At 65.5% G+C, this 15,817-nt stretch carries 12 protein-coding genes and 1 riboswitch; of the genes, 4 read left to right on the top strand and 8 right to left on the bottom strand.

All coding sequences use genetic code 11. The annotated features are described in order from the left end of the window. Positions 1-15: 15 nt before the first annotated feature. Positions 16-112, bottom strand: a riboswitch (S-adenosyl-L-homocysteine riboswitch). A gap of 18 nt (positions 113-130) precedes the next feature. The 8 genes from O987_RS02880 to O987_RS02845 form a co-directional block, all read right to left on the bottom strand. After that, a complete protein-coding gene (locus O987_RS02880; protein WP_043370772.1) occupies positions 131-838 on the bottom strand; it encodes a response regulator in 708 nt (235 codons plus the stop codon). Positions 839-873: 35 nt separating this feature from the next. Further along, entirely contained in the window at positions 874-3,567 is a 2,694-nt protein-coding gene (locus O987_RS02875) for a sensor histidine kinase (protein ID WP_043370771.1), read from the bottom strand. A 29-nt stretch (positions 3,568-3,596) separates the two neighbouring features. Further along, positions 3,597-4,451 (bottom strand): TorF family putative porin, encoded by an 855-nt coding sequence (locus tag O987_RS02870; protein ID WP_043370770.1) that lies wholly within the window; start codon positions 4,449-4,451, stop codon positions 3,597-3,599. Positions 4,452-4,536: 85 nt separating this feature from the next. Then, positions 4,537-6,627 (bottom strand): potassium-transporting ATPase subunit KdpB, encoded by a 2,091-nt coding sequence (gene kdpB, locus O987_RS02865; protein WP_043370768.1) that lies wholly within the window; start codon positions 6,625-6,627, stop codon positions 4,537-4,539. 3 nt (positions 6,628-6,630) lie between these two features. Then, positions 6,631-7,344 carry a K(+)-transporting ATPase subunit C gene (kdpC, locus tag O987_RS02860; protein ID WP_003059023.1) on the bottom strand — a complete coding sequence of 238 codons (714 nt, stop codon included), beginning with the start codon at positions 7,342-7,344 and terminating at the stop codon, positions 6,631-6,633. A 64-nt stretch (positions 7,345-7,408) separates the two neighbouring features. Next, entirely contained in the window at positions 7,409-9,115 is a 1,707-nt protein-coding gene (kdpA, locus tag O987_RS02855) for a potassium-transporting ATPase subunit KdpA (RefSeq protein WP_043370767.1), read from the bottom strand. Positions 9,116-9,230: 115 nt separating this feature from the next. After that, a complete protein-coding gene (gene kdpF, locus O987_RS02850) occupies positions 9,231-9,326 on the bottom strand; it encodes a K(+)-transporting ATPase subunit F (RefSeq protein WP_003059029.1) in 96 nt (31 codons plus the stop codon). A 108-nt stretch (positions 9,327-9,434) separates the two neighbouring features. Then, positions 9,435-10,709 (bottom strand): MFS transporter, encoded by a 1,275-nt coding sequence (locus O987_RS02845; RefSeq protein ID WP_043370765.1) that lies wholly within the window; start codon positions 10,707-10,709, stop codon positions 9,435-9,437. Positions 10,710-10,974: 265 nt separating this feature from the next. Between O987_RS02845 and O987_RS02840 the strand changes: the two genes are divergently transcribed. The 4 genes from O987_RS02840 to O987_RS02825 all read left to right on the top strand — a co-directional run bounded on the left by O987_RS02840 (position 10,975) and on the right by O987_RS02825 (position 15,514). Next, positions 10,975-12,603 carry a peptide chain release factor 3 gene (locus O987_RS02840; RefSeq protein ID WP_043370764.1) on the top strand — a complete coding sequence of 543 codons (1,629 nt, stop codon included), beginning with the start codon at positions 10,975-10,977 and terminating at the stop codon, positions 12,601-12,603. A gap of 155 nt (positions 12,604-12,758) precedes the next feature. Continuing rightward, positions 12,759-13,559 carry an HAD-IIB family hydrolase gene (locus tag O987_RS02835; RefSeq protein ID WP_043370762.1) on the top strand — a complete coding sequence of 267 codons (801 nt, stop codon included), beginning with the start codon at positions 12,759-12,761 and terminating at the stop codon, positions 13,557-13,559. Between the two features lie 251 nt (positions 13,560-13,810). Next, positions 13,811-14,797, top strand: coding sequence for a TRAP transporter substrate-binding protein (locus O987_RS02830; protein WP_003059037.1), 987 nt, complete (start codon positions 13,811-13,813; stop codon positions 14,795-14,797). Between the two features lie 201 nt (positions 14,798-14,998). Further along, positions 14,999-15,514: a TRAP transporter small permease gene (locus O987_RS02825; RefSeq protein ID WP_043376034.1), complete on the top strand. Its 516-nt coding sequence runs from the start codon at positions 14,999-15,001 to the stop codon at positions 15,512-15,514. The last annotated feature ends 303 nt before the right edge of the window (positions 15,515-15,817 follow it).

The following is a 15,817-nucleotide window of genomic DNA, read 5'->3' as shown; positions in this document are numbered from 1 at the left end:
TCACCGCACAGAAAGCGTGGGCGAGCGTCGTTGCGGGATGAAATCCGAGCCTCACGCCCCGCGCAGACCAGCTCATGGCTGGCTGGGGAACGCTGCAACGCTCCTCGGATGGACGGCGATTATAAAGGAATCAGCCTTCGAGGCCCACCAAGCGATAACCGACTTGCAACTCGGTTACCAGATGCCGGGGCTGGGCCGGATCGCTCTCTATCTTCTGGCGCAGATTGGCCATGTGCACGCGCAGATAGTGTGGGCGGTCCAGATATTCTGCCCCCCAGACCTGCAGCAGCAGCTGGCGGTGCGTCAGCACCTTGCCTTGGCCGACAATCAGGGTCGCCAGCAGACGGAACTCGATGGGCGTCAGGTGAACAGCCACACCGTCACGCCTGACATCGTGCGCCGCCAGATCCACCACCACCGTGCCGAAACGCGCACAGCTGCCGGGCTTGTCTGCTGCCGACGCCTGCTGACGGCGGCGCAGCATCACGCGCAGCCGGGCCAGCAGCTCGGGCACGCCAAAGGGCTTGGTCAGGTAGTCATCGGCACCGGCGTCCAGGGCCGCCACCTTCTCCTCCTCCCGCTCGCGCGCGGACAGGACCAGAATCGGCAGCTGGCTCCAGCCACGCAGCTCGGCAATCACGCTCTTGCCATCGGCATCGGGCAGACCCAGATCCAGCACCACCGCGTCGGGCTGGCGGCTGGCGGCCTCGATCAGGCCGCGCCTGGCGGTTTCGGACTCGAACACCTGCCAGCCTTCGTCCTCCAGTGCCAGGCGCACAAAGCGGCGGATGCTGGCGTCGTCTTCAATCAGCAGGATGCGGGGTGCGGCGCTTGTCATGTTCGGATTTGCATGTGATACACAGGATTGTCGGCTCATTCGTCCATGGCCGGCTGCTCGGGCACTGGCAGCGAGATGCTGAAGACGGTGCCCGGCCCGGGCTCTGCCTCCGTCACCTGCAAGCGTCCGCCATGGGCCTGCACGATGCGCTGCGCCAGCGCCAGGCCGAGACCCATGCCGAACACGGCGCTCTCTGCCTGCCCTCGGGTAAAGGGTTCGAACAACTGTTCGACAGGCAGATGCACCGGCAGTCCCGGCCCAGCATCCTGCACGCTCAGCACGCAGTCGCTGCCCTGCACGCGCGCGGCCACGGTGATGGTCGTGCCCTCCGGCGTGTATTTGATGGCGTTGTCCAGCAGATTGACCAGCACCCGCTCCATGAGCACGGCATCGAGCTGCAGCAAGGGCAGCCCGGCCGGCATCGAGGTCTGCAACACATGAGCTGTCAGCCGCTCGCGCATCTGCGCCAGCGCACTGCCGACCAGCTCGTCCACCGGCAGCCATTCGCGCTTGAGCTGCACGCCGCCCTGCTGCAGGCGTGCCATGGCCAGCAGGTTGTCCACCAGCTGCTGCAGCGCCTGGGCCTGATTGCGAATCTGCAGCAGCATGTGATGCGCAGGCCCCTGGGGCGCATGCGGCAAGGCCGCCTGGGCGGCGCCCAGAATGCCCGTCAGCGGCGTGCGCAGATCGTGCGAGACAGCCGAGAGCAAGGTGTTGCGCATGCGCTCGCCCTCCATGGCAATCTGGGTCTGCTGCGCCACTTCCACAAAATGCACGCGCTCCAGCGCCAGTGCGATCTGGCTGGCACAGGCATCGAGCAGGCGGCGCTCCTCGGGCACCCGCAGTTTCTGCGGCGCGCGCAGCTGCAGCACCAGCACGCCGCGCGAGCGCACGGGCGCCATCAGCGGCACATACAGCGCCGGCGCGGCGGCCAGGGTATCGGTGCCGTAGCCGGCCATCTGGCCATGCTCCATGCTCCAGCGGCCCACGCTGGTGTCGATCGGACCCTCACTGCCCTGCGCCAGCTGCAGCTGCTCGTCGGCATCGGGCACCAGCAGCCCGGTCTGGGCGTCGAAGACGCCTGACATGGTGGTCAGCGCAATGCGCGTGACCTGCTCCTGCGTCAGCGCACCGGACAGATCGCGCGCCAGCCTGGCCAGCGCGCCGGCCCGCCTCTCACGCTCTGCGGCCACGCGCGCCTCGTGGCGCAGCCGCGCCGTGAGCTGGCCGCAGACCAGGGCCACGCCCAGCATCAGACTGAAGGTGAACAGATACTGGGTATCGTTGACGCTGAAGGAGTTGCGCGGCGGCACAAAGTAGAAGTCGAACAGCAGCACCGACAGCAGGGCCGCCCAGGCACCAGGGCCCCGTCCCCAGCGCACGGCGGACAGCACCACCACCAGCAGGAACAGCATGACCACATTGGCCGGATCGAAGACCCGCAGCAGCAGCTCCGCCACCGCCGTAGCGGCCAGGCAGGCCAGGGTCACGCCCACATAGCCCTTCCATGGAATGGTCTGTTCACGCGCTGCCGGCAAGCGCAAGGCGCTTTCATTGTTGCTCTGCTTGACGGACAGCAGCAGCACGTCCAGGCCGGGATCGAGCGCGGCAATCTGCTCGGACAGACTGGGGGAGCGCCAGCGCAGCCAGCGACTCAAAGGTTCATGCACCCGTGCCAGCACCAGATGGCTGGCATTGCGCTCACGCGCAAAGTCCACCAGGGCCTGGGCCACTTGGGCGCCGGGAATGGTGGCCGTTTCCGCCCCCAGACGCGCGGCCAGCGCCAAAGTCCTGAGCACGGCTTCCTGGGCCGCACGGGGCCGATGCTGGCGCTCGGGCGCATCCACATAGACCACCACCCAGTCGGCCTCCAGCCTTCTCGCCAGTCGGGCCACCTGGCGCACCAGGGCATCGTCGCCGGCGCGCCCGCCCACGCCCACCAGCAGGCGCTCGCGCGTCGGCCAGACATCGTCGATGGCACGCTCGCGGCGATAGTCGCGCATGTCCTCATCGACGCGGTCTGCCGTGCGGCGCAAGGCCAGCTCGCGCAGCGCCAGCAAATTGCCCTGGCGGAAGAAATTGCGCGAGGCCCTTTCGGCCTGCTCCAGCGGATAGACCTTGCCCGCCTTGAGGCGCTTGAGCAGCTCCTCGGGGGGGATGTCGACCACGATGACCTCGTCGGCATCGTCAAACAGATGGTCGGGCACGGTCTCGTGGACCTGTATGCCCACGATGCCGCCCACCACATCGTTGAGGCTTTCCAGATGCTGGACGTTGAGCGTGGTCCACACCTCGATTCCCGCTTCCAGCAGCTCCTGCACATCCTGCCAGCGCTTGGGATGGCGCGAGCCGCTCACATTGCTGTGCGCCAGCTCGTCGAGCAGCAGCACTTCCGGGCGACGCGCCAGTGCCGCATCCAGATCGAACTCGTCCAGTTGCCGGCCCTGGTAGACCAGCTGACGCCGCGCCAGCAGCTCCAGGTCATGCAGCTGCTGCTCGGTCTCGGCACGGCCGTGAGTTTCCACCAGCCCCACCAGCACGCTGCGCCCGGCCTGGCGCTCGCGCTGCGCGGCCGCCAGCATGGCATAGGTCTTGCCCACCCCGGCGTTGGAGCCGAAGTAGATGCGCAGCTTGCCACGATGGGCGCGCTGGCTGTCGGCCTGCAACTGGGCGAGCAGTGCGTCGGGATCGGGGCGCGACGCGGCGGAGGTGTTGGTGGATGAAGGCATCGGACGATCAGCGTATCACTCAAGCCCGCTCAGAACCCGGCACTCAGTCCGAGCAACCAGCCGCTGCGCCCCAGATCCCGCCACTGGCCCAGGCCGTTGGCAGCACTGTAGAAGCGGGCATCGGCCGAAGTGCCGACATAGGCCAGCGAGGCCGTCCACGCGCCCCAGCTCCTGGACAGCGAGAGCCGCCAGTCGGCATAGGAAACATCGCTGTAATTGCGCACCCAGGTATAGCCGCCATGCAGACCCAGGGTGGCGATATCGGCCAGCGGATGCTGATAGTTCAGATCCAGATACTGGCTGCCTCGGCTGCTGCCCGATGGGCGCAGCGCCGACGCGAAGGCTGAAGCCGCCGTGCTCTCTCCCAGCCCGAAATAAGGAGTCAGCGCCACAGACCACTTCGCGCTGAAGCCGCCATGCGCTGCGCCCAGGTAGAGCTCGGTGGTGTCAAAGCGCCTGGCAGTGCCGTCATCGGCCATCAGCCTCGCGCCGGGGTATCGGTAGTGCAGCAGCCCGGCGTCGAGCTGCCAGCCGGGCGCCACATCGCCGCGCCAGCCGCCGTAGATATCGTGCTCCAGCCCCTGGCCCCGGCCGTAGCTGTGGGTCGAGACATTGGACAGCGAAGTGCCCAGATACCAGCCGCGCGGCAGGGCCAGCTCCACACCGCCCTGCACGGCCGCCCCCTGCCAGGTTTGCGAAATGCCGCGAAAGCGATAGTCGCTGAGCAGGCCGAGCGAACCGGTGACGGGCGGCTTGTCGGCAGCCTCGTCGGCAGGAGTCTGGGCCCTGGCGGGGGTGGCGCCGGAAGCAGCCATCAGCAGCAAGGCACTTGCCACGGCCAGGAAGGGTCCGGCCAGAAATTTCTTCACGGAAGATTGAGACATAGGAAATGCGAAAGAGACAGGGCGGCCCCGGCTGCACGTTTCTCGGCAGCCAGGCAGCCCGGAGGAGCCCCGAAAGGCAAAAGGCTCAGACCAGATGGAGCGCGGTCAACAGCAGGTCGATGAGCTTGATGCCCACAAACGGCACGATCAGCCCGCCCAGGCCGTAGATCAGCAGGTTGCGGCGCAGCAATATGGCGGCGCCCACGGCGCGGTACTGCACGCCGCGCAAGGCCAGCGGCACCAGGGCGATGATGATCAGCGCGTTGAAGATCACGGCGCTCAGGATGGCGGAATCCGCGCTGTGCAGCTGCATCACGTTGAGCGAGGCCAGCTGCGGATAGGTACCCACAAAGGCGGCCGGAATGATGGCGAAATACTTGGCCACATCGTTGGCAATGCTGAAGGTGGTCAAGGCCCCGCGCGTCATCAGCATCTGCTTGCCGGTCTCCACCACCTCGATCAGCTTGGTGGGGTTGGAGTCGAGATCGACCATGTTGCCGGCTTCCTTGGCGGCCTGAGTGCCGCTGTTCATGGCCACGGCCACATCGGCCTGGGCCAGGGCCGGCGCATCGTTGGTGCCGTCCCCCGTCATGGCCACCAGACGACCGGCCGCCTGGTGCGAGCGGATCAGCTGCAGCTTGTCCTCGGGCCTGGCTTCGGCCAGGTAATCGTCCACCCCGGCCTCGGCGGCAATGGCGGCCGCCGTCAGCGGGTTGTCGCCCGTCACCATCACCGTCTGTATGCCCATGCGGCGCAGCTCGGCAAAGCGCTCACGCATGCCTGGCTTGACGATGTCCTTGAGCTCGATCACGCCCAGCACCTTGGCGCCATCGGCCACCACCAAAGGCGTGCTGCCCTTGCGCGAGACGTTATCCACGGACAGTTGCACCTGGGCCGGGAAGCTACCGCCCAGCACCTCGACATGCCGGCGCACAGCATCGGCAGCGCCCTTGCGCAAGCTGCGCAGGCCTTGAGCGCCCTGCAGATCGACCCCGCTCATGCGCGTCTGTGCGGTAAAGGGCACGAACTCGCCCGGGAAATCGGCGCTGCTGCGCTCGGGCAGGCCATGGCGCTCCCTGGCCAGCGCCACCACACTGCGGCCTTCGGGGGTTTCATCGGCCAGCGAGGACAGCTGGGCCGCTTCGGCCAGCTGCGCGGCGCTCGTTCCCGGCGCCGGCAGGAAGTCGCAGGCCTGGCGGTTGCCCAGGGTGATGGTGCCGGTCTTGTCCAGCAGCAGCACGTCCACATCGCCGGCAGCCTCCACGGCCCGCCCTGAGGTGGCGATGACGTTGGCCTGCATCATGCGGCTCATGCCGGCCACGCCGATGGCCGACAGCAGGCCGCCGATGGTGGTCGGAATCAGGCAGACCAGCAGCGCAATCAGCACGGCGATGCCGACCACCGAGCCGGTGCCGGCCTGCGTCACCGCAAAGACCGAGAACGGCCACAGCGTGACGATGACCAGCAGAAAGACCAGCGTCAGACCCACGAGCAAGATCGTCAGCGCCATCTCGTTCGGGGTCTTCTGGCGCTTGGCCGACTCGACCATGGAGATCATGCGATCCAGAAACGACTCGCCGGGGTTGACCGTGACCTCCACCACCAGCCAGTCCGACAGCACGCGCGTGCCGCCGGTCACCGACGAGAAGTCGCCGCCGGCCTCGCGGATCACGGGAGCGGATTCGCCGGTGATCGCGCTTTCGTCCACCGACGCCACGCCCTCGATCACCGTGCCGTCGAGTGCAATCGTGTCACCGGCCTCGACGAAGATGACCACCCCCTTGCGCAGCTCGCTGGCGCGCATGGGAATCCAGGAGCTGCCGAAATGCGGCTGCTGCAGCAGCTTGGCCACGGTATCGCGCTTCATGCCGCGCAGGCTGGCGGCCTGCGCGCGGCTGCGGCCCTCGGCCAGGGCCTCGGCAAAGTTGGCAAACAGCACGGTGAACCACAGCCACAGCGCAATCGCCAGCACAAAGCCGCTGTTCTCGCTGCCCGGCTCCATCAGGCTCTGCCACCACAAGAGACTGCTCAGGATCGCCCCCAGATACACCACAAACATCACCGGGTTGGCCCACTGCGTGCGTGGCGAGAGCTTGCGCAGCGCATCCCAGAGCGCCGACTTCACCAGCGCGGCGTCAAGCAGGCTGCGGCCTGCCGTCATTTTTCTTGCGCTCATGGCTTACTCCTTCGCGGCGCTGTTGGCGGGCTGCAAGGCATCCAGCGCCAGATTGAGTTGCAGCACGTTCACGCGCGGCTCGCCCAGCAGGCCCAGGCTGCGCGGTTCGGTGGCCCTGTCCATCAGTTCCACAAGCCTGGCCTCGGGCAGCTGGCGCGCCTGTGCCACGCGCGGCAGCTGCAGCCTGGCATTGGCCAGCGAGATATGCGGGTCCAGGCCCGAGGCGGAGGCGGTGACCGCATCCACCGGCACCGCCAGATCTGCGGCCATGTCGTTATCGGCGCGGTACTGGGCGACACGCTGCGCCACGGCTTCGGACAGGTCCTTGTGCGTCGCCCCCTGGTTGCTGGCACCGGAAAGCCCTGCGTTGTAGGCAGCGGCAAGGCTTGCACCCTCCTGGTTCGGATCCGGCGCCATGGTGGCGCTGGGCCGACCGTGGAAATACTGTGGCCCGGTGAACTGCTGGCCGATCAGGGCCGAGCCCACGATCAGGCCCTCGCGCTCGATCAGGCTGCCATTGGCCGCATGGGGAAACAGCGCCTGTGCCACGCCCGTGGTCAGCAGGGGATAGGCAATGCCCGAGACCACCATCACCAGCAAGGCGGCACGCACGCTGGAGCCCAGCAGCCGGGGCCAGGAAGCGGCTTGCGCCTCGGGCTGCGTTGTTGCATGGCCGGGCTGCACCGAGGTGCAAAGAGTTTGAGTCGATGTTTTCATGTTTGCTCCCCGGTCTGCAGCCGCAAAAGGACTGCAGACCATTGGCATCACTTGGAAGAAGGCGTCAGGCGTAGAGCTGACCCACCAGCATTTGCAGCTGCTCGATCACGGGACCCAGGGCCAGTGCCGGCAGAAAGGTGAGACCGCCCACCACCAGCACCACGAACACCAGCAGGCCCATGAACAGCGGTGTGGCCGTGGGGAATGTTCCCGGCCCTGCGGGCACGGTGGCCTTGGCCGCCAGGCTGCCGGCCACGGCCAGCATGGGCAGCAGCGTCAGAAAGCGTCCCGCCAGCATGGCCAGACCCGTGGTGGTGTTGAAGAACGGGGTGTTGGCGTTCAGCCCGGCAAAGGCCGATCCGTTGTTGGCAGTGGCCGATGCATAGGCGTAGAGGATCTCCGAGAAGCCGTGCGGGCCGCGGTTGTTGAGACTGGCTGCGGCATCGGGCCAGAGCGCGGCCAGCGCCGTGAATCCCAGAATGCAGGCCGGCGGCACCAGCACTGCGAGCATGACCAGCTTGATCTCGCGCACCTCGATCTTCTTGCCCAGGAATTCCGGCGTGCGGCCTATCATCATGCCGGCCAGAAACACCGTGAGGATGGCGTACTGAATCAGATTGATCAGCCCCACGCCGTCGCCGCCGAAGACGCAGTTGAGCATCATCTGGGCCAGCGGTGTGATGCCGCCCAGCGGGGTCAGCGAATCATGCATGGCATTGACCGAGCCCGTGGTGGCCGCAGTGGTGGTCGCCACGAACAAGGCCGTATCGGCAATGCCGAAGCGCAGCTCCTTGCCCTCCATATTGCCGCCGCTCTGGGTCAGGCTGTACTGCTGATCGGCTCCGGAGCGCGCCAGCAGCTGGCTGCCGTTCTGCTCGGACACGAACACCAGGCTCAGAAAGCCGACGAACATCACCATGCAGGCTGCAAACAGCACCCAGCCCTGCTTGCGACGCAGCAGCATGGAGCCGAAGGCGTAGGTCATGCCCGCAGGAATCAGCAGCATCGAGAGGATGTGCAGCAGATTGGTCAGCGGCGTCGGGTTCTCGAAGGGATGGGCCGCATTCATGGCAAAGAATCCGCCGCCGTTGGTGCCCAGATGCTTGATGCTTTCCAGGCTGGCCACCGGCCCCATCAGCAGCTGCTGACGGCCTCCTTCGAGCGTCGTCGCCACGGCTTCGGCATGCAGGGTCTGCGGAATGCCCTGCCAGACATAGACCAGGGCCATGATGAAGGACAGCGGCAGCAGCACGCGCCAGAACACGCGCACGAAGTCGACCCAGAAGTTGCCGACATCCTTGCTACTGGATCGCGCCAGTCCGCGCACAAAGCCGGCACCGGCAGCGACACCTGTGGTGGCACCGGCAAACATCAGAAAGGTGATGACCACCATCTGCGTTGCATTGCTCAGGCTGTTCTCACCCGAGTAGGCCTGCCAGTTGGTGTTGGTGATGAAGGAGGCGGCGGTGTTGAAAGCCAGGTCGGGCGCCTGCGCCGCAATCTCCAGCGGATTCAGCGGCAGGGCGCCCTGCAGGCGCAGCAGCCCGTAGCCCAGCAGCATCATCAGCGCATTGCTCAGCACCAGGGCTGCGCCATAGCGCTGCCAGCCCATGCGCTCCTGCGGGTTCACGCCCATGGCACGGTAGCTCAGGCGCTCCAGCCAGCCGTGGTGCTCGCTGGTAAAGCAGCGAGCCAGCCATTGGCCCATGGGAATCGTCAGCAAGGTCGCCGCCGTCAGCACGGCCGCGAATTCCATCCAGGGTAGCCACATGATCCACCCCTTTCAGATACGCGCCAGGGCGCGCACAAAGCCCAGCAGTCCGACAAAGCAGACCACGGTCAGACTCACAAAAACAAGGTCTTGCAGCACTTGCATGGCGCCCCCTTCAGAATTTCTCGGGGCGCAGCAGCGCATAGCCCAAATAGGCAAACAGCCCCAGCGCCGTCAGGGCGGCCAGGGCTTCGATCCAGGTGATGCTCATTTCATTCCTCCCGCAAGCCGTTCACGCGGCTTGATTGCGATGGAGGAACTGTAGGAATTCGCCCGTCAAGAACGGGTAGAGATTGGGCTTGCCGATATCAAGACGGCATCAAGACGCGGCCCGGTTCGCGGCTGCGACCTTGGCCAGCCACTGCACGCGCAGGGCCAGCACGATGACCAGCGCCAGCACGGCCAGGGCCACGGAGCCCACGCCCGTCCAGCCCCAGCGCGACCAGAACCAGCCCGCCCCGGCCCCCAGCACGCTGGAGCCCATGTAGTAGCCCCAGAGGTATAGCGACGAGGCATGGCCTTTGGACTGGGTGGCCAGCCGCCCCACCCAGCCGCTGGCCACCGAATGCGCGACAAAGAAGCCGGCCGTCAGCAGGACCATGCCGGTCACGATGGCGGCCAGCGGCGGCAACAGGGTCAGCACCACGCCCACGGCCATCAGCAAAGTGCCCGCGACCAGCACCGGCCCGCGACCCAGCCGGTCGGCCAGCCCCCCAGCAATCGGCGATGCCGCCGTGCCCAGCAGATAGGCGTAGAAGATATGGCTGATCTGCAACTGGCTCAGACCATAGGGCGATGCACTGAGCAGAAAGCCGGCATAGTTGTAGATGCTGACAAACACGCCCATCAGGCCGAAGGCGATCAGGAACAGCAGCGGCAGGCCCGGGTGGCGCAGATGCCGACCCCAGGCCTGCAGGTGGTATCTGGCGCCCAGCCCGGTCTTCTTGATGAAGTTGCGCGAATGGGGCAACAGCCAGACAAAACCCAGGGCGGCCAGCAGATCGAGCACCGAAAGCACCGCCATGGCGTGGCGCCAGCCCCAGAACTCGGTCATGGCGCTCATGCCGACCCGGCCCAGCATGCCGCCCAGCGCCGTGCCGCCCACATACAGGCCCATGGCAAAGCCCAGGCCGGGCGGATCGATCTCCTCGGACAGATAGGCCATGGCCACGGCGGGCACGCCGCCCAGCAACAAGCCTTCCAGCGCGCGCGCGGCCAGCAGCCCATGCCATTGCGGCATGAATGAAGCCAGCAGATTGCACAGCGCCGCCAGGGCCATGGAGATGAACATCAGCTTGCGCCGCCCCAGCCCCTCGGACAAGGCCCCAGCCAGCACGATGGATCCGGCCAGGCAGGCCGTGGAGACCGACAGTGCCAGAGCGCTCTGGGCCGGACTGATGGCAAAGCTGTGGACCAGCTCCGGCAGCAGCGGCTGCACGCAGTACAGCAGGGAGAAGGTGGCAAACCCCGCCAGGAACAGCGCCACGCTGACCCGCCAGTACTCGGGTGTGCCGCGCTTTATCCATACCGGAGCTGCAGTGGCAGGAGACTGGTTAGGTAAGGAGGTATTCACATCCTGCGGGGCGCTGTTCATGAGGGAAAAATGAGGGCCGGAAACAAGGCCCCTATTGTGCTGTGCATCTGCCAGTTGCCGGAGCCAGCGGCCTTGGGCAATGGCGTCGACCGGCCCGCATTTCCGCAGCGGCTCCAAGAATTGGCCCTGCCGTTAAAATAAGCGCCCTCAAGACTTATTCACAGGTCTGCCCTGCATGGGTGCGGGCCTGGTGCGGCAAACGGACCGCTGCACCTTTTGTTGTCACAGCCGGCGTTCTCCGGCTGTATTTACAGCTCTCAATACTGTGTCATACGCCCCAGAAACCCGGCGCCGTCGTACGTTCGCCATCATCTCCCACCCGGACGCGGGTAAGACCACGCTGACCGAAAAGCTGCTGCTGTTCTCGGGCGCGATCCAGATTGCCGGCGCCGTCAAGGGCCGCAAGGCCTCGCGCCACGCCACCTCCGACTGGATGGAAATCGAGAAGCAGCGCGGCATCTCGGTGGCCTCGTCGGTGATGCAGATGAGCTACCGCGACCATGTGATCAACCTGCTCGACACTCCCGGCCACAAGGACTTCTCGGAAGATACCTACCGCGTGCTGACGGCCGTGGACTCGGCGCTGATGGTGATCGACGCGGCCAACGGCGTTGAATCGCAGACCCGCCGCCTGATCGAGGTCTGCCGCCAGCGCAACACGCCCATCATCTCCTTCGTCAACAAGTTCGACCGGGAAGTGCGCGACCCGCTGGACATCATGGACGAAGTCGAGCGCGAACTGGGCATGCCCTGCTGCCCCATCACCTGGCCCGTGGGTCAGGGCAAGAGCTTCGGCGGCATCATCAATCTGCAGACGCAGAGCATGACGGTGTTTGCCGCCGGCAGCGAAAAGCGCCCCGAAGACTTCGAAGTCATTGCGCTGACGGAAGTCGACAGACTGCGTGCCCGTTTCGGCCAGGCCTACGACGATGCCATCGAGAGCATGGAACTGGCCCAGGGCGCATCGGCCGAATGGGACCACCAGGCGTTTCTGGACGGCAAGCTGACCCCCGTGTTCTTCGGCTCCGGCGTGAACAACTTCGGTGTGATGGAAGTGCTGAACGCCGTGGTCGACATGTCGCCCCCGCCCGGCCCGCGCGTTGCCTTCACCGAAGTGAACCGCCAGCGCGAAGAAGTCACCATCAACCCCGAAGACAAGACCTTCGCAGGCGTGGTGTTCAAGGTGCAGGCGAACATGGATGCCAATCACCGTGACCGCATCGCCTTCGTGCGCGTGGCCAGCGGCAAGTACACCCCTGGCATGAAGATGAAGGTGCAGCGCACCGGCAAGGAGCTGCGCCCCACATCCGTGGTGACCTTCATGTCGCAGCGCCGCGAAGCCGTCGACGAAGCCTATGCGGGCGACATCATCGGCTTCACGATTCACGGCGGCGTGCAGCTGGGCGACTCCATCACCGATGGCCCCAATCTGCAGTTCACCGGCCTGCCCTTCTTCGCGCCCGAAATGTTCATGACCGTGGTGCTCAAGAACCCGCTGCGCACCAAGCAGCTGCAGCAAGGCCTGATGCAGCTGGGCGAGGAAGGCGCGATTCAGGTCTTCAAGCCCGATGTCGGCGGCAACATGCTGCTGGGCGCCGTGGGTCAGCTGCAGTTCGAAGTGGTGCAGCACCGCCTCAAGACCGAGTACGACTGCGACGTCCGCCTGGAAGGCTGCCAGTACACCGGTGCGCGCTGGATCACGGCCGACTCGCCCGCCGAGCTGCGCGAGTTCGAGAACGCCTACCCCATGCGTCTGGCGCATGATGCGGCCGACACCCTGGCCTATCTGTGCACCAGCCCCTATGACGTGCGCCTGGCCCAGGAGCGTTTCCCCAAGATCCATTTCCACCCGCTGCGCGAGCATGCGGGCCTGGCACTGGGCTCAGCGAACTGAGCGCGATCACCCCCTGAGGCGCTTCGCGCCTTCCCCCTCTCTGGCTTCGCCGCCGGGGGACGACGCCCTGAGCGTAAGGGGCGGCCCTTGTTCGGCGTCCCGCCGATGGGCCGCGCCAGGTTCAAGCGTCTTTTGCAATGCATTGAGAGTTTGTTGTGAGCCAAGAATTTCTGCGTCCTTTGTCTGAGCTGCAGACACCTGCCAAGCTGCTGGGCGTGCTGACCGATATCGACGACACGCTGACCACCGACGGCGTGGTGCCCGAGCATGTGGTGGCCGCCATTGCGCGCCTCAAGGATGCGGGCCTGAAAGTGGTGCCCATCACCGGCCGCCCCGTCGGCTGGAGCGTGCCGTTTGCATCGGCCTGGCCCGTGGACGCCATCGTGGCCGAGAACGGTGCCGTGGCCCTGCGCCGCAATGCCCAGGGCGGCCTGGACAAGCTCTACCAGCAAGCGGCCGACGAGCGCGCCCGCAACTTTGCCCGCATGCAGCAGGTGCTCGAGCAGATCGAGGCCACCGTGCCCGGCGCCAAACGCGCCACGGACTCGGCCGGCCGCGAATGCGATATCGCCGTGGATCACAGCGAATTCACGAACCTGCCCCAGGCACAGATCGATGAATGCGTGGCCATCATGAAGGCGGCCGGCATGAATGCCACCGTCAGCTCCATCCACATCAATGGCTGGTTCGGCGAGCACAACAAGCTCGAAGGTGCGCGCTGGATCACGCGCGAGCTGTTCGACATCGATCTGGACGCCACGCTGGCGCGCTGGGTGTATATCGGCGACTCGACCAACGACCAGCAGATGTTCGAGCACATGCCCCACAGCGTGGGCGTGGCCAATATCGCGCGCTTCGTGCCCCAGCTCAGGCATCTGCCGCGCTATGTGACCACGGCCGAGCGCGGCGACGGCTTTGTGCAGCTTGCCGATCAGTTGCTGGCTCAGCAAAAATAGTAGCTGTAACCGCTTATTGCTTAACGATTTCAATATCAAAACGATCTGAAATCGTTTTAGAACAAGCGTAAGCAGCTCTCATTTTCAAAGGCCTCCGTGCTTGTCGGCACAGAGGCCTTTTTTGACGCCCATCCATCGCCAAACACGATGCACCCACCCGTACAAGACGACCCCCGGATGCGTAAAAACCCACGGTTGGCACTCACTACAATTTTTGATTCATTTCAAAACATTTCTGAGAGACCAACACCATGCGCATGATTCGCCGCACCTTCGTCGCCACGGCCGTGGCAGCAACAGCCGCCCTGACCGCAGGCACTGCATTTGCCCAGGGCAAGGAAGTCAAGATTGGCTATGCGCTGGCCGTCAACTCCCACTACGGCGCTGCCGCCAACGCCTGGGCCGAAGGCGTGGAAAAAGGCACCAATGGTGCCTACAAGTTCAAGCAGTTCCCCGCCTCCGCCCTGGGTGGCGAGCGTGAGCTGATCGAAGGTCTGCAGCTGGGCACCGTGGAAGCCGCCATCGTCTCCACCGGCGCCCTGAGCAACTTCGTGCCCGATGTGGGCGTGGTGGACATCCCCTTCCTGTTCCGCGACACCCAGCACGCACGAGCCGTGATGGACGGTGCCTTCGGTCAGGACCTGCTGGCCAAGTTCCAGAAGCGCGGCCTGATCGCGCTGGCATGGGGCGAGCAGGGCTTTCGCCACCTGAGCAACAACAAGCATGCCGTCAATGGCGTGGCTGACCTCAAGGGCCTGAAGATCCGCGTGACCGAGAACCCCGTGCACATCACGGCCTTCCGCACCCTGGGTGCCTCGCCCACCCCCATGTCCTGGCCCGAAGTCATCGGTGCGCTGCAGCAAGGCACGATCGACGGCCAGGAGAACCCCATCTCCGTGCTGGTGTCCGCCAAGCTGTGGCAAGTGCAAAAGCACCTGACCCTGACCTCCCACGTCTACGCCCCCATGGCCCTGATCGTGTCGCCCTCGTTCTGGGGATCGCTGAATGCCGCCCAGAAGACCGCCTTCACGGAAGCCGCCAAGAAGGGGGCACTTGCCTCGCGCGCCTTTGTGGACAACGTGGAGAAGAAGGGCGTTGAAGAAGCCAAGGCCAACGGCATGAAGGTCGTCGAGAAGGTCGATCAGGCCGCCTTCCGCACCGCGCTGGAGCCCGCCTACAAGGAATACGCCAAGAAGTTCGGCCAGAAGACGCTGGACTCCATCACCGCCGTCAAGTAAGCAACGGCACCATGGGACGGCCTCCGCTGAGGCTGGTCCATGCATTTTTCTCACTCCTGGGCACGGCAGGTCCTTGCCCGGCTGCGGTCAGCACGAATGGACTTGCGCCAATTCCCGCCGATGATGACGCAGCCTTCAACTCCGTGACGCAGCCGGCTCTTGCGGCAGGCTTCGCCGCTGCCTCTGCTCACCCCCATTCCTATGCTTGATCGTATCGAACGCACTCTCGTGGCCGGCAATCGCTGGCTGCTGATCTTGCTGCTGCTGGCCATGGCCTGCATCGTTTTCGCCAATGTGGTGCTGCGCTACACCACGGGCGACTCCATCGTCTGGGCCGAAGAAGTGGCCCGCCACATGATGATCTGGGTCACTTTTCTGGGCTCCGGCCTGGTGCTGCGCTTTGGCGGCCATGTGGCCATCGACAATCTGCACCGCAGCGTGAGCACCCGCAAGGCGCAGGCCATGCGCGGCTTTGTCGTGCTGATCCTGGCGGTCTTCTTTGTCGTGATGACCGTGACCTCGTCGCAGTATGTGTACGCCACACGCTTTCAGACCACGGCGGCCACGGACATTCCGATCTCCTATATCTACGGCGCCATGCCTGTGGGCTTTGTGCTGATGCTGATCCATCTGCTGTTCATCGCACGCGGCTACATCACCGCAGGCAGCTTCGCAGAGTCGGATGAAATGGATGCGGATGCCGCAGCGTCTATATGAAACACCCCCTGAGTCGCTGCGCGCCTTCCCCCTGGAAGGGGGACGACAGCCTAGCTGCGGGGCGGCGCGGCCGGCATAGGCCCTTGCTCGCTGTCCCTGGCCTGGGTCAGCCCAGTTTTATGCATTGCGCCACGAATCTGAGTCGCTGCGCGCCTCCCCCCTGGAAGGGGGACGACAGCCTCGCTGCGGGGCGGCGCGGCCGGCATAGGCCCTTGCTCGCTGTCCCTGGCCTGGGTCAGCCCAGTTTTATGCATTGCGCCACGAATCTGAGTCGCTGCGCGCCTCCCCCCCTCTCTCGCTTCG

The sequence above is a fragment of the Comamonas testosteroni TK102 genome, from assembly GCF_000739375.1.
GTDB classification, from domain to species: Bacteria; Pseudomonadota; Gammaproteobacteria; order Burkholderiales; family Burkholderiaceae_C; genus Comamonas; species Comamonas brasiliensis.
The sequence above is the reverse complement of the archived record's forward strand: the minus strand, read 5'-3'. Positions and strand labels throughout refer to the sequence as shown.